We start from the raw sequence: 23,166 nt of genomic DNA, 5'->3' as shown, positions 1-23,166 counted from the left end.
AGAGGAGCGATATTTTGGAACTACTAACCAAACGTCAACGTAAACAATTAGAGCGAGAAGATTTCATTGTTTCTAAAGCTGAAGATTTATTTTGTACACATGGATTCGATAAAGTATCAATGGATACTATAGCTAAAGAATGTAACTTCACTAAAAGAACTATATATAGATATTTCTCCTGCAAAGAGGACTTGTTTTTTGCTGTAGCTCTAAAAGGATATGAACACTTTTTAGATCATATAAAAAAACAAATGGCAAATGGTAATACTGGTTTTGAAAAAATTCGTCTAGCTTATTATGCTTATTATGATTTTTATCGCAATTCCCATCAACTGCTTCAAGTAATGAACACTTGTGCTATAATAAAATCAACATCTGCAGACACTGAACTTCCTTATCATAAAAAATTAATATCTTTCGATAAGCAAGTATTTGAGGGTTTAACCACCATGTTTGATGAAGGAAAAACTGATGGAAGCATCCGTTCTGATTTAGAAATTTCTCAATTAGCCCTTTCTTCAATTTTTGTTACTACGGGTTTCTTCAAATTACTTTCTCTATCCGGAAACACTTATACAACTCACTTTAATTTAAATGGTGATGAATTCATAAAATTTACTATAGAAATGTTACTAGATTCACTAAAGAATAAACAATAAGTTAGGTTAGTTAAAAATAAGTGGTACTTTCTGATTGCGCATAAGAGTACCACCATTAGAAACTAATTTATAATACACCATATGATTGTCTTTGTGGTTTACCTAAAATCTCACAAGAAGTACTGTCTATTTCAATGATTACCTTTAAAAACGTCTGAATTTGCTCATACATTAGATCAGCATCAAGTTTATCTATATCACCATTTAATGATATTTTACATAAATAATCTGGAGCTGGCACAAGGGAGATGGTTGGTATATTAGCTTGAAAAAGTGGTTGTCCTTCTCCAAAGTAGATATTATTTCTTTGTCTTAATGTTATTGTATTTATCTTAGTTCTCCCTCCTAATGCTCTCATATATATTTCATTCATTACTTTATTGCCTGTGTATACTAGTTCAAAATCTACTGGACTTACTTTTTTATATGATAGATGCTTTTTATCATCCTTCCATCCAGTACAGCCTAAATGTTCAATTGTAACTCCTGCTACAGCCTTTTTATTAGTTCCATTGCCAGTCCATAGTTCAGGATGTTTATACAACCACCTAGAGGTTGCCTGATGATTATCTACACCAAACTGAGGAATCTGAAAATGGCCTGTAACAAATACAAACACTATTGTACGATTTCTTTCACTTACTGGTATCTTAGAAAAATAGCCTGCTAAAGCTAGTAAAGCTATGCCTCCATTCTCCTCGCAAGCATTAGGACCATCTGTATGTGTATTTACTATTATAGTTTCTTCGGTATTGCTACCAGGTAAAACTGTATAAATTGTACTAGATTCTGCATTATTCTCAATAGATGCTTCTAAAATAATAGTCGCTCTTGCATTTATACCTGCTAATTCTTTTAGTCTTTCTCCTGTATTAAAGTCTACCCATAAACTTGGACACCCTTTATATGCTTCAGTAAAAGGTAAATACTGCTGTGATGCATTTTCAGAGGAAATCTTCCTCCAAATACATATTACTCCTAACACTCCTTCACTTGCTGCTTTTCTAAGGTTTGCCCCCTTTAATACAGAACCAACTACTGGATTATCTATTAAAAATGGAAGTTTAGCACCACTGGGATATGAACTTCTTTTTTTAAAGAGCAAAGATCTAGGCACCGAAGGAATCACTACATCCACAATAGCAATTTTACCTTTTGCATATTTGAAATTTCCTTCACCTGTACCGCAATAAATAAGTTCACCAGTTACCCCTCTCTTACTTGTAGCACCTGAATATGGATAATAAAAAGTCACTGGGATCTCTTCTTCAACAGCTTTTTCATTTTCAACAATCACCTTCCATTGCTTGGCTTCCCATCTGTTAAACCTATGCTTATCCTCTAAAACAGCCAAGCCATAGCTTTCAAGCTCGTTCCTAAGCAAGTCAACATACTTTTCATGTGCAGCATTACCTGTTAAACGTGGACCAAGCTCATTTATAAGCTTTTGAAAATTCCACACTTCCTCTTTACTTAATAGTAAATCATTATGTATCTTAAACTCTTTATTTTTTATCATTAGAATATCTCCTTTTTTCATTTTAATTGACAGTTTTCTATTAATTCATTATTGTTAATTATATATTTGAAATTGGCATTAAACAATGTGCCATCTTCATCAAAAGCGTTATCTATACAACACTTAACAACAAAGTGTCAATTAACTAGGAGAATATTTTATGAAAAAGCAAACAAATGATAGACGCTACAAGCGTACTCAAAGACAATTAGAATCTGCATTAATCCAATTGCTAAAAACTAAAAATATTAATCAAATTTCTGTTCGTGAACTATCTGAAATAGCTGATATAAATAGAGCAACTTTTTATCTTCACTATAAAACACCTAATGATTTATTAATGCAACTGGAAAATAAACTTTTCGATATTATATTTACTTCATATAAACATCATGATATAAAAAATCCTGATGATTTCCTAATTTTACTTTATAAAAGTATTAATGATAATTATGAACTTTTTAAAGTTCTTTTAAATCACAATGCAGGTAGCACCTTTTGGAATAAAATAAGTTCTGAAATCAAAAAAGAATATAGCTTCTTGTGGTCATCGGAGTTAAAATCCTTGTCTCAAAACCAAATTGATTATTACAGTACTTTTGTAATTGATGGTTATATTGCTGTAATAAAAGTCTGGATACTAAATGGAATGGAGGAATCCCCTGAAGAAATGGTACACTTAGCAAATCGTTTTGAATTAAAACATTTGAAACTAAAATAGTATATAGTATATTGATTTATTTTTTTGAATGTAACTAAAGTTGCTTACATAGAAAAGCTCCTTGAATGCTTTTACTGCATCCAAGAAGCTTTTAAATATCAATTATTCTTATTCTGCAAGTTCCTTAACTTCTTTATACTTCTCTAAGTCTGTATATAATTCACCAAGATAAGGATTTCTCTTAGTCTTAGCAGTTTTGTAAATCATATAAACAAATACTGCTACATTAGCTAGTAATGCTACTAAACTGAATATAAAAAGTGGAACAGTATTATGTGTAGATGCAACAGCAAAAGTTCCCTTGTCTATAAATGCTGGGAAGGTTTGAGCAAACATACACCATAATGCTAATGTTTGAGCACGGTGTTGTAACCAAGCTCCCTTTCCTATTGTAAAAGCACAAACTGTTGGAGCTAATAATAATGCAAATCCACAATACCAAGCATGATCTGGTAAGCAATTATAAGTATATGCAAAGTTCCATAAATCATAAGCTATTATCCAGAACCATAACATATCTGGCCATAACATATCTTGACTTCCATCTTTGTTTGTTTTCTTTCTTAAGCAAATTCCAAGCCATCCAGTAATAGTTATGATATTTAAAATACCAGCTATACCATTCATGAAGTTCCATGAGCCTCCAAGAACATACATAGCTTCATCAGCTAATTTTCCGCCACCAGCATATTGAACACCAACTTGAAAATCACGACTTACTGCTTCTGCTATATTAATAGCAAGAATTAATGGTGGAAAGCATAGTGCCCATTTCTTTTCTGATAGTCTCCATTCCTTGCCTGTAGTCTTGTTCTTTCCTCTAACATATTTAATACACCAAAAACCGATACATCCAGCCGTAGACGAATATACCTTAGCAAGATGGAACCAATCTGTATAAGTTGTATCTTTTAATACTGTAAACCATAATATTGAAAGTACTACTGGTAAAACAACAAAGCAGAAAAATCCTGCATATTTGTTTCTACGAGTTATTTCATTTAAAATAAAGAGTGCCGCAAAAATTAATATCCAAACACCCCATACACCAAAAAATGATGCTCCTTGAGCATAGTTAAAAGTAAACATATAATTCCCCCCTTGATATAAAATATTTAAGATTTATCACATTTATTGTACAACCCCTGTGTAATCATATACAATAGACAGATAATCCAAAGTGTCAGAATTATATAAATACTTTACTTTAAACCTTATTATTTAGCTGTTTCTCCGGCAAAGGTGGACACTGAACGCGGAATACTTCCTGTTATCATTACCATAAGCTTTTTTAGAATAGTTTCTGGTTCCCCCTCCATTCCTTCACGCATCCAATCTATAATCAATCCATTAAATACATGTCTATAAAAATTAACAATAAAAAGCTCATCTTTCTCTGATAATTTTACATTCATGTTTTTAACACATTCTGTAACAACATCATCTAATAATTTATTTGAGAAATTTGTAAAATAATTATTTGCCTCAGACCAATAAGAAGAATTGTATATGTGTAAAAACATTCTGGAATTTTTCTTCATATAATTCATTGTAGCTAAAAATCCGCCTTCCCATGTCTCGAAGGTTCTATTTTGTGCAATTTCCTCAGATAATTCCTGATACACTACAAACTTAAATATATCCATAATGTCTGTAAAGTAATAATAAAAAGTTTGCCTGTTAACATCACAACGTTTACAGATCTCTTTGACTGTAACCTTATCTATACACTGTTCATTAATAAGTTCTTTAAAAGAATTAATTATTGCAATTTTGGCATGTTGTTTCATTATACAATCCCCCATTCCTTAATCTAATTTTATACCATAATTAACCTATATTCAAACTCTATGGTAACGCATCTATTAGCTATATATATACAATAATATAAATATTATCGATTTAAGTTAATCATTCTTAGATTAACAATTTATTTTAATAATTCATTAACCCTTTCTTAATAATAGATAAGTAATAGAGTATATTTTTCACCACTTAAGTATATTACTTAGTACATTCAGTATACTCTCATATTTGCTTAATATTAAAGCATATTATATATAAAAACTATAATGTATTAATCTATAAGCATCCTATATTTTGTAGTTTTTTCTATAACTTTAATGATGATATTGACTTATTATCACCAAAAACTTTATACTTAAAATAAGCACTAATAATTCTAAATATATTATTAATATAAATAATAGAGAGATTTAGGGGAAACAGATGAAAATAATAAATAAAATTTCCAACAAAATAAATGATTATATACCAAGGTATGCCATTGTGCCCTTAATGTTATGCGTGACTTTTAACTTTTCTGTATACTGGGGTGTACGTTTATTTTATGATGATAGAATTTTTCATGACTTGACAACTTATTTAGATGAACGAATACCATTATTACCTATATTTGTAGTGATTTATTTAGGAAGCTATGCTTTTTGGATTACTAACTATATATTAATTAGCCGTATAAACAAAGAGCAATGCTACCGCTTAATAACAGCAGATTTGCTAGGTAAATTAATATGTGGTCTTATATATATACTATACCCTACTACTAACATAAGGCCTGATATAACAAGTACAGGAATTTTTGTGGACATGCTTAAATTTCTATATAGCATAGATGCTGCCAATAACCTTTTCCCATCAATTCATTGTTTGGTTAGTTGGTATTGTTATGCTGGCATAAGAAATTGTAAAGCTATTCCTAAATGGTATCGCTGCGTTTCTTTATTAGTAGCACTAATGATATGTATTTCAACAGTAACAACAAAACAACATGTTATTGTTGATGTTTTTGGAGGAGTAATGCTAGCTGAAATCACATGGCAATTATCTTTGTATTTACAAGTCCATAGAGCAAAAAAACTAATTAATCAGGAGGCATAAATGAAAATTCTTACTGTAGTAATTCCTTGCTACAATTCAGCAGCCTATATGGATAGAGCGATAGACTCATTACTAATTGGCAGCGAGGATTTAGAAATATTAATTATAAATGATGGTTCTAACGATGATACATCAAAAATCGCTAAGGAGTATGAACAAAAATACCCAAATATAATTCGTGCAATAGATAAAGAGAATGGTGGCCATGGCGATGCAATAAACACTGGCCTTAAAAATTCAACTGGTAAATATTTTAAGGTTTTAGATAGTGATGATTGGTTTGATAAAGGTAGCTTAGAAAAAATTCTTACTATATTAAAAAACATGATCAACACTTCAAAATGTGTGGACATGCTTATTGCAAACTATGTATATGAAAATGCAAATATCAATAAATCCACAATTATTAACTATAAATGGGCAATGCCAAAAGATAAAATCTTTACTTGGGATGAATTAGGTCATCTTAAAAGCAGTGAAAATATATTAATGCATTCAGTTATTTATCGTACAGAAGTTCTAAAAGAATGTAATATTGAACTTCCTAAACATACGTTTTATGTAGATAATATTTTTGTATATAAACCATTGCCTTATGTAAAAACAATGTATTATACAGATGTTAATCTGTACAGATACTTTATTGGAAGAGAAGATCAATCTGTTAATGAAAAAATAATGATTGGACGTATTGATCAGCAAATTAGGGTTACAAAAATAATTATTGACTCCCACAACCCTATGATTTTAACCTGCAAAAAACTACGCAAATATATGATTAAATATTTGGTTATGATGATGACAATAAGTACAGTGCTTTTATTAAAGGATGGTACTGAAGAAAGCCTAAATAAAAAAGAAGAACTTTGGAACTATCTAAGTACTAAAAACAAGGCTTTATATCAGCAAGTAAATAAGTCCTTCTTAGGCTTATCAATGCAGGCTAAAACACTACTAGGAAGAAGAATTATATTATTAGGTTATTCAGCATCAAGAAAGATGTTTGGTTTTAATTAATAATGGATTTATATAAAAAGGCTCAAATAATATTGTAGTAACTCCACAATATTATTTGAGCCTTTTAAGATTTACATTGATACTCCAAAAATCGCTCCGGATATGTATGGTATTAACCAAATTATCCACACTACAATACTAAACTTATGAAATTTAGCCTTTGCTTTTTCATTATCCTGTAACAACACAACGGTTGCCCAAACTGCATGAAAAAGCATAAGTATAATTGCAAGTAATCCTGTTATCCCGTGAAAATTAAGTTGAAAACCACTCTTAGCAATTTTACTCATCAAAGTAGTTCCAGTTGTATCAAAAATCAATCCTATCCAAAATATTATCAAGTGCCACTTTTTAAGTTTTCCTTGGATTTTTTCTGACCAAACTCCTATGGTGTAAAAAACAAGCGCTAAGCTAATGGTAACAATTGCATAAATCAGCATAAATAATCCTCCTTAGTATTAAACCACATAAAAAATATCTTGTATGTTGTATCTATATATGTTATATTATCATATAATTAGGTTGATATCAATTTAATTTTTATAAATATTATTTAAATTAATCTAAATATTTTTAGGTGTTTTACACACCATATAAAGGAGTTAATAAACATGGATAAAATAATTGATTTACTACAAAAAAATAATGTTGGGATTTTAGCAACCTCTGAAAATAATAAACCACACGGCAGACCTCAACATATTCATTTGATAAAAGACGGTAAATTTTACTTTACCACTGCTAATGTAAAAAATGCATATACTCAATTAAAGGAAAATCCATATATTGAGTTCATTGTAACTACACCAAATTATATCACTGTTAGATTAAGTGGAAAAATCAACTTTGCAGATAACCTTAATGAAAAACAGCTTCTTATTGATAATGCTCCTTTAGTCAAAAAGGGATATGAAACTGCTGATAATCCAATTTTTGAAGTATTCTATCTTGAGCATGGCGAAGCTACTTACTATGATTTATTATCTGGAAACCCATCTGAAATATTCACTATTTAAGGAGGAATGATTAATGAAAATAGAAATATGGTCCGATTTTGTATGTCCATTCTGCTATATTGGAAAAAGAAGATTGGAAGTTGCACTAGAAAAATTCGAACATAAGGAAGAAGTTGAATTAATTTTTAGAAGCTTTGAACTTGATCCAACAGCTAAAAAGAAATATGATGAAACTCTTCATGAAATTATAGCCAAAAAATATGGAATATCTGTAGATCAAGCTAAGGCATCAAATAAGCAAATTATTGAACAAGCTAAATCCCTTGGTCTTAACTATAACTTTGAAGATATAATTCCAACAAATACTTTTGATGCTCATAGATTATCTCATTACGCAAAAACCGAAGGCAAGATGAAGGAACTATCAGAAAGACTTTTAAAAGCTTACTTTGTAGAATCTTTAAATATATCTGATTACGAAGTATTAGCTAATCTCGCTTCTGAAGTAGGCCTTGATAGAAATAAAGCTTTAAGTGTGTTAGAATCTGATGATTATGCTAAAGACGTGCGAAAAGACGAAGAAAGAGCTTCAACACTAAGAATAACTGGCGTTCCTTATTTTATATTCAATAATAAGTATGCAGTATCTGGTGCTCAACCACCTGAACTATTCTTAGAAGTACTTGAGAAAGTGCAAAAAGAGGAACTTTCATCACCTGTAATAGAATTTTTATCAAAAGATCAATCCAAAGATGATTCTAACTCTGGAAACTGCTCTGATGGTAAATGTGAAATCTAACTTTTTCTTTGATTTAGGCATCTTGAAAAATAAGTGAGTGTACTTCATTACGTAAAATAAAGGTAAAAAGTTCAGAAAAAGTGTTAATAATCAAATAAAGGATACGATAATTAATATGTAATAATTTCAAAAGGAGTATTACATATGGAAATAATAATTGATAAAGTATCGAAAAAAACTTCCAAGCACATTAATACAGCTAATAAGAATTCAAAGGTTTCTTTTTCTGAATACCTAAAAAGAGACTCTATGCATTACGATAAAGATTTCAAAATATCAATGGATAAAGATCATGAAAAACAGGTCAAATCAACTAAGAAAGCTCAAAATGTGCTAAGCCTTATAAAACTTTTAGAAGGTCAAAAGGCTAAATATGAATATTTATTTAGTGTTACTCACAATAAAAGCTATTATAATAAGATAAATAGTCTAGAGATACAGATACGAGATTTGAAAAGTCAAATTGGTTCAGCTATTTCTTAAAACAAATGGAGGTGATTAGAAATCACCTCCATAACTTTCTACCGCAATTTATTTACTTTATCCTTGGTTCTACAATTATAAAATAGTGTAAATGTATTTGCTCTATTTACTACTTTGATTAATTAATTTATCTTTAAGAAGTACATGCTCCAATATCCAATTAAAAATAAATGATAGTATTTTATCTATATTCTCTTTTGGATTCTCATCTATGCTTCTAAAATCAACATTATCTAGCTGTTCTACAAAACCAGCATGCTCTATCTTTTGGCTTTCTAATTGTTCTGAATTAATAGACATCATATAATTTTCTTCTGATTGAAAATGAAATTTTGCATATTGACGTAAATCTTCTAAAATTAGAATGATCCTATCATATTTATCTACACAAAACTCATCCTTTAACAATGTATATGCATCATTACCAATTTCAAATAATCTTTTATGCTGGATATCAATTAATTCCACTCCTACAGAGTACTCATCCTTCCATACTAACATAATTCCTTCCCCCTATGAAAAAATCTAACTTATAAATTATATCACAAAATATTACATACTTTAACAATGTTTTTAATCTCTATTTTTCAATGCTTCTGCCATTCTAATTCTCTTTACCCTTTGCACATGAAAATAATTTATCACTAAGTATGATATAACTCCTATAGCTACTATAGCTACATATAAATATGCTGGTATAAAAATATCCATATATCCATTCATCTTTGCTAAGGCTAGTAAAAAGCAATATTTTAAAGCTACATAGTTTAGAGGTAACCCTATTATAAGAGACGCAATTACTACAATAGTAGTAGCATGTAAATATAATTTTCTTATCTCATTGTCTTCATATCCAAATACCTTCATATAGGAAATATATAGTGCATTTTTATCAATTACTATTTTAGTAAGTATATACATAAGAGATATATAAATTAGAATTGCAACAACAATACACATATACATTGAACTTCCAAAGGATGATGTCATCTGCTGACCTAATTTCACCATATCATTTGGAGTTATAACGGTTGCTACAAACTTGTCTTCAATATTAAGCTTTTTATTAGAAAAATATCCGTTATAATAATCCTTATTGTATTTAAGAAGCTTATTTAACTGTTCATTGTTCATAAAAATAGCAAATCCTGATGAATAATCATAACTTCCAATTATCTTTAAAGTATATACATCATTGGAATATGGATCAGTAAATTTAATATTTCCTCCAACACTAGAGCCAAGTTTTTTCATGAGACCATCTGATAAGTACACTCCTGCATTGTTTTTATCTAGTGATAATTTGCTTAGGTACTTAGATTTATCTGCTATTCCATAAGTAGAAACATCTACATCTCTTTTTCCTCCTACATAATAAGTTTTAAAAGAGTACATAGTAAACTTTTCTGCACTATCCTCTTTTATATCAACAGGTGATTTTAAGATATATTGATAACCTGCTATACTTGATTGCTTGATTTCATCAACATAATGATTAATCATAGGCTGCATGCCCAAACCAAATAGTAAAATTACACTTCCTAAAAATATTCCAATAAAAAGCATAAGATAATTAGCCTTATTCTGCAAAATAACTCTAAGACGGAATCTGCTTACAAATTTAAAAGCTGGCAATTTTACAGGTTTATTATTGGAATGCTTTTTTAAATCCCTTCTTAAAAATCTTAATGGTGATATATTTAATTTCAAAGTTAATGCTAAAATATTAATTAAAATCATAATACAAATAGGAATAATAGTTGTTAGTATGAATGCTTCCCTATTTATTTTAATTGTGCATTGTGGCAGGCTGTAGCTATTATAATACATCGCTTTAAATGCAGAAGGAAGGACTATATATCCAATAAGATTACCAATACTTGCACTCAAAAGTGTTATTATTATTGGCATTTTTATATAATGACTCAATATTTCATATTTACTGTACCCATTTGAAAGTAGCGTTCCTATTATTGGTGCTTCTTCATCAATAGTACTCATAATAATGATTGCAAAAACAAACGCCATAATTGCTATTGTAATATAGCAAAATACCTTCATCATAGGTACATCAGAACCCATATCACTCTCTATAAATGAAATGCTCTGATTATTAGCTGCTGTGCAGAAATTAGTTAGGCTCACCCCATTATTCACTAGATTCTTTTTAAGTTCCTCTGATAAATCTGCTTTTTTCTTTTTATCTAAATTCCTATCTTTAAAATGATAAGAATAGTTATATACTAAGCTGCTGTCATTAAAATCACTAAAAGCTGCATCTGATACAATTGCAACTCCAAAATACTTCGTTTCCATCATAAGATTAGAATTTTTCTCAAATAAGGAACTATAATCAGGAAGTGCTATAGTCCCTGTTATGTTATAAACTTTTCCCTTAATTTTTATAGTATCACCAGGCTTAAATGAATTGTTCTTAGCAAACAGCCTGTCTATTGCAATCTCATTTTTGCTTGTTGGAAGTTTTCCTTCCATAACAGTTGCAATATCAATATCTTTTCTCTCTTTATAAATTCTTAGGGTAGTATCTTTTAAAATCAATTCATCTGAATAATAATTCTCATACATACTTACTCCTAATTTTTCTGCCTTTGATATTGTTTCTTTGGGAATCTTAAAGTAAGAAGTAAACAATCCATCTTCTACCTTGCACTCTTTTCTATTGCTATAAAAATCCTCCTTTATTGAATCTGCTGTAGCTAAAAAGCCTGAAAGTAAAGCTATTGAGGCAATCATAATAACAGCTACAGCTATATATCTTCCAGCATTATGTTTTAAATCTCGTATTAATCTCTTATTTAGTGGATTTCTCATGCTGCACCTACCATTCTAGTTCTTTGGCAGGAACTATATTTTTATTCTCATATTCTTTTATAACCTTACCATCATGTAACTTCATAATTTTATGAGCCATATTCTTAATGGCATCATTATGAGTTACTATTATAATAGTATTGTTATATTTTTTATTTACTTTTTCAATTAACTCTAATATTTCCTTAGAAGTAGCATAGTCTAAAGCTCCTGTCGGTTCATCACAAAGCAATATTCCTGGATTCTTAACTAACGCTCTTCCAATGGCACATCTTTGCTGCTGACCACCAGAAAGCTGATTAGGAAACTTATCCTTATGCTCCCATAGCCCAAGGGTTTTAATAAGATCATCAATATCCAATGGTGCTTTACTTAAATATTCACAAACTTCAATATTTTCTTTTACAGAAAGATTGGGTACTAAATTATAGAATTGAAATACAAAACCTAAATTATTGCGTCTATAAAGTGATAATTCTTTTGAGTTCATATGTCCTATTTCTTTTCCATCTACAAATATTTCTCCTTCATCAAGTTCTTCAATCCCCCCTATAATATTAAGCAAGGTGGATTTTCCAGAACCTGAAGGCCCAAGTAATACACAGATTTGTCCCTTTTCAACAGAACAATCAATTCCTTTTAAAACCTTAACTTTATTTTCTTCCTCACCATAGTACTTAACTAAATTCCTTACTTCCAAATACATATTACCATCTCCCCAACTTTATATAGAGTTCTCACTGAAACTCGTTGAAACCTATTATTACTCTTACTAAGAAGTTTTTTATGAATAATCCTTCAGTATTTCATATGAACGATTATTCATATGTTCATATATAAATTTTATGTCTCCCTATAGCCTTTGTCAACATATAACATGGAATTATTATCAAAATAGTTAATCCTCACACTTATGTGTATGTAAAAATACTACATAACGTTCTCTTACTTATTGATAATGAATTTCAATATTGTTTACGTTAGTTAGTATACTCTAACTGTAATAAGATGTCAATAATATCTGGAAATTATTTCGAATTTATCCGATAGCTAGCATCCGTAACACTCCAACTTCTTTAAGTTGGAGATAACGGCTGCACGCTCCTGGATAAGTTCAACTAAGATTCAGATGGGGATACACCCCACTTGAATCAAGTTTCACTTGATACTGCAATTGAATATTATTAAAATTCATCTTATAATTAACTAAATGAGCAACCATAAATTATACTTAACTGCTAAGATAATTATATTTAGGAGGGACCTATGAAACTGCTTTTAATAAGACATGGACAAACAGATTGGAATGTAGAAGGAAAGATTCAAGGAAGTTGTGATATTGAACTTAATGATACTGGTATCAATCAAGCAAAAGAGTTAAGCCATAAAGTATTAAATGAAAACTACAAATTATCAAAAATCTACTCAAGCCAACAAAAAAGAGCTGTTAAAACAGCAGAAATTTTAAGCCAAGCTACTAATCTAGATTATGTCGTAATGGATGGATTAGAAGAGATTAATCTTGGAGAATGGGAAGGGCTATCCTGGACAGAAGTTAAAGAAAAATATCCAGAAGAATATAAGGAATGGTACATAAATAGAAGATACACAAAACCTCCAAAAGGTGAAGCTTATCAAGATATGCTAGATCGTGTTTTTGCAGCACTACATGAGATTATTAAAAATAATTCTAAAGATGTTGCTATTGTGACTCATAGTGCTGTAATTATGTGCATCCAATGCTATTTAACAAACACACCTTTTGATGAAATGACTAAATTTAAAACTGACAATACTTCAATAATAGAGATAGATAGTGATTCATTACTATAACTTAGAAAGGAAAGCATTTCTATGAATTATGAAATAAGAGAAGCAAATAAGCATGACTATGCAGGAATTTCACAACTTACTATGGAGGTTTATAACCTGCATCTTAAAAATAGACCAGATGTTTATTTAGATATTGAAAATCCACTATCAAAAGAGTTCTTTAATGATTTATTAAATTCAAATACCACAAACATATTTATAGTTGAAAATACTGATAACAAACAGCTTGTTGCTTATAGTATACTTCAAATAATGAACACCAAAAATCCAATATATATTCCAAAGAAATATATCTATATAGATGATTTCTGCGTTAAATCAACCTTAAAAAGAACTGGCATAGGAAAATTACTATTTAATCATATTGTTGACTATGCAAAATTAGAAAATGCTGCTGCATTACAGTTAAATGTATGGGAATTCAATCAAGATGCACTGAAATTCTACGAATCTATGGGAATGAACACAAGAAATAGAATGATGGAACTGAACTTTTAGTACAGGCTTATATAAAAATAGAAATATAGTTACATATAAAAAATGTTAACTATATTTCTATAAAACTATATAAATATTTATAGGAAAAATGCCATGTGCAGGACTGTAGTTGTCCACTTATAATGCTCAATATATGAAAATTCACTATATAAAAAATATGTAAAATTTATTATTAAATAATACACTTATTTTATTTCTATAAGTTTTCAATATTCCATAGAAAATAATGCTTTACTTCTCGTTTTTTTCTTATAGTCTTCCTTATCTTTTTTTTAGTCAATATATATTCCTCATAAATAGTTTCTGCATTAAAAATACTCTTCAATCCAGAAAAAAACATGAATAACAGGCAAAAAAAACTAAACTCCACATATTGCATTAAATCATCTCTATTTATTGTTGGTTTGTTTATCTTAGGATTCTTAGGTAAATATAGAATGTCTATAGTATTTGTGTTTATAATTTTGTTCCATCCTTCTATATTAGCTGGTTTTAAAACATGAAAATTTTGGCTAAAAATTGTAAGAATATTATTATTGGATGAATAGATAGAATTATTAACTTTGAAAGTATACTCAACATATCTAGTAGATGGTCTACCAAATCTAATTCCATAGTTAGTTAATGTGCCCTTACATACTACACCATTTTTATCTAGATCAAGGCTTTTATACATAGTGATTACATAATACATAGTCAAGATAATAAAAAAAGTTAACACAGCCAAAGTCTTTAAAAGATTCTTAATATTAATGTGAATATTTACATTGTACTTTTCTAATTTAAAATCTATAAGCCTCATAAAACCTCCTTAAATTATCTAAAAAATATTACTGAATAACAACGAAAATTCACTTTGAATATCACTTATTATAACATAATTTGCAAAATATCACATCTAGTATACATATTGCAACTCTCTCCTTTTCTATTAGATATCTATTTTGAACCTTGATTTAAAACATAACCTTCTATAAAAACATATAAATATTTATAGGAAAAATGCCACTAAAAAGCCTTTCTCACTAAATACCCTTCCCTTATATTACAAGAATTTATAAACACTTTTATTAGTAATATTGCATGTAAACTACAAATATACTATAATCTAATTAGCATATGCCAATAACATTATGTGCTAATTATAAATTATTGGAGGTCTATTCTATGAAAATTGCATTACCAACACGTAACAATAATATTGATGATCACTTTGGACATTGCGAATATTTCACTGTTCTAACATTAGATACTGAAACCAAAAAAATTATAAATTCTGAGACTGTTCAGTCTCCTGAAGGCTGTGGCTGTAAATCAAATATAGCAACAACACTTGCTGATATGGATGTAAAAGTTCTCCTTGCAGGTAATATGGGGCAAGGTGCAGTAAGAGTGTTAAATAATGCTGGTATAGACGTTCTTCGTGGATGTTCGGGAAATGTAGAAGCAGTTGCCTTAAAATGGCTTGAGGGTTCTCTTGTAGATTGTGGCGACTCATGTCATTCTCACGAATGCCATGACTAATCAAGTGAAACTTGATTCACGTATGGTTTGATTGCCATCTTAATCTTAGTTTAACTTACGCCCTCAGGTGGTACCTCGTTCAGGAGCGTGTAGCCGTTATCTCAAACTTAAAGAAGTTGGAGTGTTACAGATGCTTGCTATCGGATAAATCTAAAAAAAATTATAATCAAAACATAAATAATAGACCCATATGCTCCTACATATGAGTCTATTATTTTGTTTCATATTCTAAATTTCTATAATTGCTTTATTCTTCATCAATACAAGCATTGTTGCACTTACACCAACTTTTACAAAATCCTGCCACTTTCTTACTACACATAACTCTAGAAGAACCACAACTAGGACAACCTTCTCTGTCTTGACTATACTTTATCTCATAAATCTGTCCACATTCTAGGCACTTAAACTTACATAATTTTGTGGTATAGTTGCCGCCACTTATTTTAATTGCTTTACCTTCTGTTAATGCAATTGCTACTTTTTTTCGCGCACTATCTATAATATTTTGAAAAGTCTGTCTTGAAACTTGCATTTTTTCAGCACATTCTTCTTGATTTAACTCTTCAATATCTTTTAATCTCATGGCTTCAAGTTCTTCTACTTTTAAAATTATCTCTTCTATTTCACATTTAGGTTTTCCCAATGGCACAAAATAATCCTCTGTAGGGAAAAACTCTACCATTCTGAATTTTGTAGGTCTTGCCATTCGTATCCTCCTTGAATTTTTATATTTTCAAAACACTTTAGCTTCTAAATTCTTATCTTTATTTACTCATTTTATTATACTAAATTAAGTGAAAACTTCAAAGATGCATACTAACAAACCCACATTTATTATCACTTCGTAAATATTATTGAAATCATCTTCTAATATTAATTTTATTATATCCTATAGCTTTTTTAGGACATGCTACAGCACATTGTCCACATTGTATACAATCAGGGTGACTTAATATATCTCCTTTATAATCATACGGAACTAATCCTATTGGACATTTCTTCTCACAAACCTTGCAGGATACGCAAGCATTTGATACTTGTAGTACATTTTTGTTTTTTCTAAATTTTGAAATTATTGATGCTAAAGTTCCCATAGGACAGAAGTTGCACCAAGTTCTATGATTAAAGAATAAAGATAACCCTACACCAATAGCTGTTGTTACAACAATTAATCTATAAAACACCATGCCTATACCATAAAGGTTCCCCCAGTTTTTATATACCCCTGAAATGAACACTGTCATCATAATAGTTAAGATTACAGCTCTAAAATAATAAGACTTAAAAAACTTTGGTGGTCTTCTTTTATTGCTAAATTTAGAAATCACATTATCATAGAAACTGCCTCTAGGACATAAATTTCCACACCAAAACCTTCCTTTAAATATTGATACTATTATTGGTCCTACCATGCAGATAGCTGCCACCATTGCAAATCTTAAATCAAGTAATCCTAATACTATAAATGCAATTAGAATAATAAATGAATACTTTTTCCACAAATTCAGTAATTTTCCCACAAAAAACTCCTCCTATTTATCAATCTCTTTAGATAAAAAATATTTTTTTAATTATGTATGAACTGCTTGGCTCTTTATGATTTTAACGGATATAGCAATAAGTACTCCGTGACTTAATCACATTAATAAATATCTTATCTATTCATTTCTATAATCATTATTAGTGTTTTATGCAAAAAAAGATGAGATACTCAAAAAATGAGTTTCCCACCATAGAAACTAAAATTGCTTGAAAGCAAGCTAATATTACACTATTTTCTATTCTTCTCAATCCATTTGATAGCATAATCTACAATGTCTCTTTGTCTCATAAATCTAACTGTTGCTTTGCCAATAGTTACAATTTTTACTTCATGCTCTTTTTCAAAATCTCTGCCTATATCCTCAAAATCCTCTCCATCTACTGCTAGTGTCTCATAGGTAACCCATCTTCTTTCTCCATTAACCATCATAGCACTACTGTTAAATTCATTATGCTTACTAGGATACTTAGCAATTGCATCAGCTAAATGAATAGATGTATTTTTATCATATCCAACACCGATTAGCATTACATATCCATCTAATTGGTATAGCTTACCTATAGGTGAATCTTCCCCAAAAATATTTGCTAAGTCATGATTCTTTGTTAAGAATTCTGCATTCTTGCCAACAGCTGCAAATGATCTTGCTGGATGATCACTTCTTCTAGCATTTGGCCAAGTTCTAAGCATTTCTGCAACTGCTCCCATTGTATTTGTTGGAGTAATGTTCTTATCATAAGCAGGCCAATTATCTCTTATTATTTGGTGCCATTCCTCTGGTTCCTCCCAATGCACTCCCATTGAAGGATCAAGGTTCTTCCAAGTTTGCGTTGGCATCATAATTGTACCATTTTCTCCTGCACATTCTAGTAAAGCTTCTATTACAATTTGGGCTCCTCCGCAAACAAAACCTAGGCTATTTAATGATGTGTGAACTATTATCTGTTGACCTTCCATTACCCCCAGTGCTTTAAAACCATTTATTAAATCTTCTTTTAAAACAATCCTTCTGTTTTCACTCTTCATTTTCCCTATCCCCTCTACATTTTCTTAATACTATTTCTTCCAATTAACTCTACAGGTAGTATAACATTATTCTCCTTTATATCATCATTAGCTTGGCTAAAAAAACGAATATATAGGAATACTTCACCTTCTTTATCATTATTTTCAATTTCATCCTATCACAGCTTTGGCTTTAATACAATAGGTTAATCGCATAACTCGCTACTATTGGTAAATGTCACAATTAACTTGAACTTAACCATCTTAAGATATTACATTATCTTTTTTTAAAAATAATTCAAAAGCCACATTAATAATTATTATTATTAATGTAGCTTTCTTTTTACTAACTATTTATTAGCTTTATAACAATCAATTAATTTATATGCAGTATCAATGGTTTGTTTAGTATTGCAATTATTGGTTGTGCCTACTATATATAAGTTTTCATCTGGGCAATAAAATGCTACAGTTCCCAAGCTTCCTAAATGGCCAATCAACTCATATTTCCAATTGCATTCCATTAGGCCTGTACCATATTTCATTGGAGTAAACTGAATGTTATTGAAGTTTTGCATTTTACTTAAATGCTCTTTAGCAAACAATTTTCCATTGAAGAAGGCTTTTAAAAACATCATATTGTCTCCTGTATTAGAAACCATACCTCCAGTTGATCTTTCAGATGCATTAACAAGCGGTCTACCAACTAATCCTCTGTTAAATTCAATAAGTTGTATATTCCATTTCATATCCTTTTCAAAAAGATATGTTTTCTTTAAACCAAGAGGCTCAAAAATATACTTTTTATAGGCTTCACTTAAACTCAACGAAGTAACCCCTTCAATTATTTTACCAAGCAATTGAAAGTTTCCATCGGAATAATACGCCTTTCCCTCTGTTCCAGGAGCAAAATGAGGTGTTAACTTTTTTGTTCTATTAAGAATCTCATTAAAATCATAATATATATCGTTAACCTTAGTTGAGTATTCTTCTATACTAGCCTTATCTCCAACGTCCTCTGTAAAGTAATCAGGTAGCCCAGAAGTATGAGACATTAATTGATTCACTGTTATTTTATGAGAATAATCTACTCCATTATAAACATGTAGTTTATCTACAATATCATTACTTAAATATTTGTCAATTGTATCATCTAAATTAACCCTTCCTTCGTCAGATAGCTTAAGCATAACAGCGGTTGTGTACATCTTTGTGATACTAGCCAAGGCATACTGTGTATCAACCTTCATTTTTCCACTGGCATGACTCCATTTGAAAGTTCCATCCACAGTTTCAATTCTATAACTGGTTCCATTTATTTTATTCTCACTACATATGTTATCCAGCTCTTTATTCAATTTATCCTGAAGTTCTTTGTTTTCCTCAACTGCAGAATTGCACTGTTTTTCACCCTTAGTTACATTTCCTTGAATTATTATAAATGCTGCAAATAGTATTAATATCCCCAATATTGCCCCAACAATTATTACCCCTTTTTTCTTATTCATTTTCTCTATTCCCTCCATGCTATTCCAACTTAATTTAGCATATTGCAATAATACATATATAAAACTTCTTCCTACAAGAATATTTTCATTAAGCTATTTATTGTACTTATCATAACAATCAATTAATTGATATGCTACCTGAAGTGTTTGCTTGGTATCACAATTATTCGTTGAACCAACTATATATAATTTTTTTTCTGGACAATAAAATGCTAAGGTTCCCAAACTTCCCATATGACCAATTAATTCATATTCCAAATTACATTCCATAAGTCCTGTACCATACTTCAACGGAGTAGGTTCAATATCATTGAAATTCTGCATTTTACTTAGATGTGCTTTGTCAAATAACTTTCCATTGAAGAAAGCTTTTAAAAATATCATATTATCACTTGTGTTGGAAACCATCCCTCCTGTTGACCTTCCAGATGCATTAGAAAGTGGTCGCCCTGTTAATCCTCTAGGAAACTCAACGAGCTGTATATCCCACTTCATGCCTTTTTCAGAAAGATATGTCTTCTTTAAACTAAGAGGCTGAAAAATATACTTCTTATACGCTTCACTTAAATCTAATGAAGTAACCTTTTCAATTATCTTACCAAGCAATTGAAAGTTTCCATCAGAATAATACGCCTTTCCCTCTGTCCCAGGAGCAAAATGAGGTGTCAAATTCTTAGTTCGATTAATCAATTCACTAAAATCATAAGCATAATCTCTTATATTCTGTACAATGTAACCAACACTAGGCTGACCTTTCAAGTCTTCACTTCCATAATCAGGTAATCCAGAAGTATGAGACATTAACTGATTTACTGTTATTTTATGAGAATAATCTACTCCATTATAAACATGTAATTTATCTACAATATCATTGCTTAAGTATTTATCAATTGTGTCATCTAAATTGACTTTGCCTTCATCAGATAGCTTAAGCATAACAGCGGTTGTGTACATCTTTGTGATACTGGCTAAGGCGTACTGCGTATCAACCTGCATTTTGCCACTAGCATGACTCCATTTGAAAGTTCCATCCACAGTTTCAATTCTATAACTGGTTCCATTTATTTTATTCTCACTACATATGTTATCCAGCTCTTTATTCAATTTATCCTGAAGTTCTTTGTTTTCCTCAACTGCAGAATTCCACTGTTTTTCACCCTTAGTTACATTTCCTTGAATTATTATAAACGCTGCAACTAGTATTAATACTCCTAATATTGTTCCAACAATTATTACCCCTTTTTTCTTATTCATTTTTAACGTCCCCCATATCACTATTTTTCCTCTTTATTACTTATATTATAAATAATACTAAACAGTATGGTTATTTTCAATTTAGGCTACTAATAGTATTTACACGTATTCTATAAATATCTGCCAAAATAAAGACTTAATATAAATACATTTTTTCATTTATGCTAAAAAACTTTATTTTCTCAAGTATTTATCATGCTTAAATACAAAAAAACAAGAGCCGAGATTTTTCTCTCGGCTCTTGTTTTCTAATTTTTGATTTAACTTGACTTCTCTCAATATAATTGGGGCAACATTGTATAGAAATCATAGATTTAGGTTCTCTGCTTAATTTGCTGCTTTTACAACTGTTCCAGTTTTAACAACTTTGCATTCAGCTACTGCTCCACTTTGGAAGTGTAGTTTGAAAGTAATTTCACCATCTTTAGCTTCTGCAAAGAATTTGCTTGTGATAGTTACTTTGTTATTTGTATAATCAACAGTAAATGCATAATCATATTCTTTATAAGTTGTCCAGTTTTGAGGTCCTGCACCAGTTCCATCTGAATATACAGCTTCTAATGTAGAAAGTTTATCTCCATTAAATTGTACAGGAATGTTAAATCCATCTGTATTTCCTTCACCTGCACTTAATACTGCTGTTGCATAATGATCTACATAAACATTCCAATCAGCACCTGATGTAAATCTCATAGTTAATGTAGTATTTGTTCCATATTCACTTGTGATTAACTTATTTACATAGCTACCTTTTAATATTACAGTGTCATTAACATAAGTGTAATCTCTGCCTAATTTTAATTTTTTACTTCCATTGTGAATTGAAATTAACTTGTTACCATTTAAAGTCAATTTCATTGAAACATCCTTATTTCTATCTTCATCTTTAATGAAAACTCTATCTGATTCTGAGTATGAGCTACGATGTTTAAAAGATTCCTTAACCATATTTCCTAAAGATTGATTTTTCCAAGTATATTTAGTTCTATCTATAAGGTTTCCATTGTCCCAAAGCATTAAAGTAATACCCTTCGTTTTAGCATAATAATTAATATATTCAAAGTACTTTAATAATTCACCATTTTCAATAGCATTTGTTGATTTATCAAATCCTAATAAACCATACTCACCACATACTACTCCAATCCCATTAGCTGTAAAGTGATTATACATTCTATCAAATGCTGCTCTTAATTCTGAAACTACTGTATCGTTCATAGTAGTAGTACCAGCAATGTTTGTACTAAAAGGCCAGTAACCATAGTAATGGAAAGTTGCTATTATATTCTTATCATTGAATCCTTTTATTGTATTATATAGGGATTCGCATCTATTATCACTATCGTTAGTATTTAAAGTTGGCATAACTAGCATACGTTTTGAATTCTTCCCACCTGAATTTCTAACAATTTGATAAAATGTCTTGTTTACATCTTCAAGTATTTTTATTTGATTAGTAAGATCTCCTTCTTTAAATTGTGGTTCATTTAGAGATTCAAAACATACTTTATCAGAATAATTCTTAAAATAATCTGCTAATTGAGTCCAAATAGCTTTATATCTTTGCATTGAGGCTCCATTATCAGCACTTGAACCAATGTTATTTGCCCATGCCCATGAATCATGGTGTATATTTATCATTACATATAAGCCTTGATCAAGACTCCATTTTACAACTTCTGCATAACGATCTAAAAATTTAGGATCAATCTTATAGTCAGGAGCTGCTCCTGTACGCATATTACTTGTAAATGGAATACGAATACTTTTAAAGCCTTTAGCTTTAATTGATTGAATAAGTTGCTTTGTTACAACTGGATTTCCCCAAGATTGCTCACCTTTGTCTCCATTTGTGTCAAATGAATCAAAACTATTTCCAAGATTCCAACCATGACCCATCTCTTCTACATATTTCTGGGATACACTTTTTGCATTTGCTTTATCTGCAGTCTTTGCCTCTGCCTTTATAGCTGGTGCACCAATAATGCAAGTTGTAACAGTTAATGCGCATGCAAGAAAAATACTAGCAATTTTTTTTGTTTTCTTTAACAATTTGACATCCTCCCCTTTTTAATAATACCCTTAATTATACCTAATAATTTTTAATCATG

Annotated in this window: 24 protein-coding genes; 10 read left to right on the top strand and 14 right to left on the bottom strand. The window is 30.0% G+C overall.

Annotated elements, in window-relative coordinates; translation table 11 throughout:
- Nucleotides 1–14: 14 nt before the first annotated feature.
- Complete coding sequence (locus OCU47_RS02975) at nucleotides 15–659, top strand: TetR/AcrR family transcriptional regulator (protein ID WP_261827107.1); 645 nt, start codon at nucleotides 15–17, stop codon at nucleotides 657–659.
- A gap of 67 nt (nucleotides 660–726) precedes the next feature.
- On the opposite strand, the gene OCU47_RS02970 is transcribed toward OCU47_RS02975, so the two are convergent.
- Entirely contained in the window at nucleotides 727–2,178 is a 1,452-nt protein-coding gene (locus OCU47_RS02970; protein WP_261827106.1) for a zinc-binding metallopeptidase family protein, read from the bottom strand.
- Nucleotides 2,179–2,338: 160 nt separating this feature from the next.
- On the opposite strand from OCU47_RS02970, the gene OCU47_RS02965 reads away from it, so the two are divergent.
- A complete protein-coding gene (locus OCU47_RS02965) occupies nucleotides 2,339–2,899 on the top strand; it encodes a TetR/AcrR family transcriptional regulator (RefSeq protein ID WP_261827105.1) in 561 nt (186 codons plus the stop codon).
- 108 nt (nucleotides 2,900–3,007) lie between these two features.
- On the opposite strand, the gene OCU47_RS02960 is transcribed toward OCU47_RS02965, so the two are convergent.
- Nucleotides 3,008–3,988 (bottom strand): DUF5692 family protein, encoded by a 981-nt coding sequence (locus OCU47_RS02960; protein WP_261827104.1) that lies wholly within the window; start codon nucleotides 3,986–3,988, stop codon nucleotides 3,008–3,010.
- A gap of 128 nt (nucleotides 3,989–4,116) precedes the next feature.
- Nucleotides 4,117–4,689, bottom strand: coding sequence for a TetR/AcrR family transcriptional regulator (locus tag OCU47_RS02955; RefSeq protein ID WP_261827103.1), 573 nt, complete (start codon nucleotides 4,687–4,689; stop codon nucleotides 4,117–4,119).
- A 439-nt stretch (nucleotides 4,690–5,128) separates the two neighbouring features.
- Between OCU47_RS02955 and OCU47_RS02950 the strand changes: the two genes are divergently transcribed.
- Together OCU47_RS02950 and OCU47_RS02945 are read left to right on the top strand one after the other, a co-directional pair.
- On the top strand, nucleotides 5,129–5,800 hold the full coding sequence (locus OCU47_RS02950; protein ID WP_261827102.1) for a phosphatase PAP2 family protein: 672 nt from the start codon (nucleotides 5,129–5,131) through the stop codon (nucleotides 5,798–5,800).
- Complete coding sequence (locus OCU47_RS02945) at nucleotides 5,801–6,817, top strand: glycosyltransferase family 2 protein (RefSeq protein ID WP_261827101.1); 1,017 nt, start codon at nucleotides 5,801–5,803, stop codon at nucleotides 6,815–6,817.
- 71 nt (nucleotides 6,818–6,888) lie between these two features.
- On the opposite strand, the gene OCU47_RS02940 is transcribed toward OCU47_RS02945, so the two are convergent.
- The gene (locus OCU47_RS02940; RefSeq protein WP_261827100.1) at nucleotides 6,889–7,257 is read right to left on the bottom strand and encodes an HsmA family protein; all 369 of its coding nucleotides are present in this window, start codon (nucleotides 7,255–7,257) and stop codon (nucleotides 6,889–6,891) included.
- Nucleotides 7,258–7,428: 171 nt separating this feature from the next.
- On the opposite strand from OCU47_RS02940, the gene OCU47_RS02935 reads away from it, so the two are divergent.
- The 3 genes from OCU47_RS02935 (at nucleotide 7,429) to OCU47_RS02925 (ending at nucleotide 9,055) form a co-directional block, all read left to right on the top strand.
- A complete protein-coding gene (locus OCU47_RS02935) occupies nucleotides 7,429–7,833 on the top strand; it encodes a pyridoxamine 5'-phosphate oxidase family protein (RefSeq protein WP_261827099.1) in 405 nt (134 codons plus the stop codon).
- 13 nt (nucleotides 7,834–7,846) lie between these two features.
- Nucleotides 7,847–8,572, top strand: a complete 726-nt coding sequence (locus OCU47_RS02930; RefSeq protein WP_261827098.1) for a DsbA family oxidoreductase — start codon at nucleotides 7,847–7,849, stop codon at nucleotides 8,570–8,572.
- 144 nt (nucleotides 8,573–8,716) lie between these two features.
- A complete protein-coding gene (locus OCU47_RS02925; protein WP_261827097.1) occupies nucleotides 8,717–9,055 on the top strand; it encodes a hypothetical protein in 339 nt (112 codons plus the stop codon).
- Between the two features lie 102 nt (nucleotides 9,056–9,157).
- On the opposite strand, the gene OCU47_RS02920 is transcribed toward OCU47_RS02925, so the two are convergent.
- The 3 genes from OCU47_RS02920 to OCU47_RS02910 all read right to left on the bottom strand — a co-directional run bounded on the left by OCU47_RS02920 (nucleotide 9,158) and on the right by OCU47_RS02910 (nucleotide 12,593).
- Nucleotides 9,158–9,556, bottom strand: a complete 399-nt coding sequence (locus tag OCU47_RS02920) for a bacteriohemerythrin (RefSeq protein WP_261827096.1) — start codon at nucleotides 9,554–9,556, stop codon at nucleotides 9,158–9,160.
- A 72-nt stretch (nucleotides 9,557–9,628) separates the two neighbouring features.
- Nucleotides 9,629–11,887 (bottom strand): ABC transporter permease, encoded by a 2,259-nt coding sequence (locus tag OCU47_RS02915; RefSeq protein WP_261827095.1) that lies wholly within the window; start codon nucleotides 11,885–11,887, stop codon nucleotides 9,629–9,631.
- Nucleotides 11,888–11,894: 7 nt separating this feature from the next.
- A complete protein-coding gene (locus tag OCU47_RS02910) occupies nucleotides 11,895–12,593 on the bottom strand; it encodes an ABC transporter ATP-binding protein (protein ID WP_261827094.1) in 699 nt (232 codons plus the stop codon).
- A gap of 560 nt (nucleotides 12,594–13,153) precedes the next feature.
- On the opposite strand from OCU47_RS02910, the gene OCU47_RS02905 reads away from it, so the two are divergent.
- Nucleotides 13,154–13,720: a histidine phosphatase family protein gene (locus tag OCU47_RS02905; RefSeq protein ID WP_261827093.1), complete on the top strand. Its 567-nt coding sequence runs from the start codon at nucleotides 13,154–13,156 to the stop codon at nucleotides 13,718–13,720.
- Between the two features lie 21 nt (nucleotides 13,721–13,741).
- Complete coding sequence (locus tag OCU47_RS02900) at nucleotides 13,742–14,218, top strand: GNAT family N-acetyltransferase (RefSeq protein WP_261827092.1); 477 nt, start codon at nucleotides 13,742–13,744, stop codon at nucleotides 14,216–14,218.
- Nucleotides 14,219–14,414: 196 nt separating this feature from the next.
- Here the strand turns inward: OCU47_RS02900 and OCU47_RS02895 are convergent, their stop codons facing one another.
- Nucleotides 14,415–15,020 (bottom strand): hypothetical protein, encoded by a 606-nt coding sequence (locus OCU47_RS02895; RefSeq protein WP_261827091.1) that lies wholly within the window; start codon nucleotides 15,018–15,020, stop codon nucleotides 14,415–14,417.
- 365 nt (nucleotides 15,021–15,385) lie between these two features.
- On the opposite strand from OCU47_RS02895, the gene OCU47_RS02890 reads away from it, so the two are divergent.
- A complete protein-coding gene (locus OCU47_RS02890) occupies nucleotides 15,386–15,742 on the top strand; it encodes a NifB/NifX family molybdenum-iron cluster-binding protein (RefSeq protein WP_261827090.1) in 357 nt (118 codons plus the stop codon).
- Between the two features lie 247 nt (nucleotides 15,743–15,989).
- Here the strand turns inward: OCU47_RS02890 and OCU47_RS02885 are convergent, their stop codons facing one another.
- The 6 genes from OCU47_RS02885 to OCU47_RS02860 all read right to left on the bottom strand — a co-directional run bounded on the left by OCU47_RS02885 (nucleotide 15,990) and on the right by OCU47_RS02860 (nucleotide 23,107).
- Entirely contained in the window at nucleotides 15,990–16,451 is a 462-nt protein-coding gene (locus OCU47_RS02885) for a DUF134 domain-containing protein (protein ID WP_261827089.1), read from the bottom strand.
- Nucleotides 16,452–16,605: 154 nt separating this feature from the next.
- Entirely contained in the window at nucleotides 16,606–17,265 is a 660-nt protein-coding gene (locus OCU47_RS02880; protein WP_261827088.1) for a 4Fe-4S binding protein, read from the bottom strand.
- A 251-nt stretch (nucleotides 17,266–17,516) separates the two neighbouring features.
- Entirely contained in the window at nucleotides 17,517–18,314 is a 798-nt protein-coding gene (locus OCU47_RS02875) for an AAC(3) family N-acetyltransferase (RefSeq protein WP_261827087.1), read from the bottom strand.
- A gap of 329 nt (nucleotides 18,315–18,643) precedes the next feature.
- Nucleotides 18,644–19,801 carry a serine hydrolase domain-containing protein gene (locus OCU47_RS02870; RefSeq protein WP_261827086.1) on the bottom strand — a complete coding sequence of 386 codons (1,158 nt, stop codon included), beginning with the start codon at nucleotides 19,799–19,801 and terminating at the stop codon, nucleotides 18,644–18,646.
- Between the two features lie 93 nt (nucleotides 19,802–19,894).
- Complete coding sequence (locus tag OCU47_RS02865; RefSeq protein ID WP_261827085.1) at nucleotides 19,895–21,055, bottom strand: serine hydrolase domain-containing protein; 1,161 nt, start codon at nucleotides 21,053–21,055, stop codon at nucleotides 19,895–19,897.
- Between the two features lie 327 nt (nucleotides 21,056–21,382).
- Nucleotides 21,383–23,107 carry a cellulase family glycosylhydrolase gene (locus OCU47_RS02860; protein WP_261827084.1) on the bottom strand — a complete coding sequence of 575 codons (1,725 nt, stop codon included), beginning with the start codon at nucleotides 23,105–23,107 and terminating at the stop codon, nucleotides 21,383–21,385.
- Nucleotides 23,108–23,166: the final 59 nt, after the last annotated feature.

The organism is Clostridium sp. TW13 (assembly GCF_024345225.1).
GTDB classification, from domain to species: domain Bacteria; phylum Bacillota; class Clostridia; order Clostridiales; family Clostridiaceae; genus Inconstantimicrobium; species Inconstantimicrobium mannanitabidum.
Note: the sequence above shows the minus strand (reverse complement) of the source record. Positions and strands in the feature narration are given on the sequence as shown.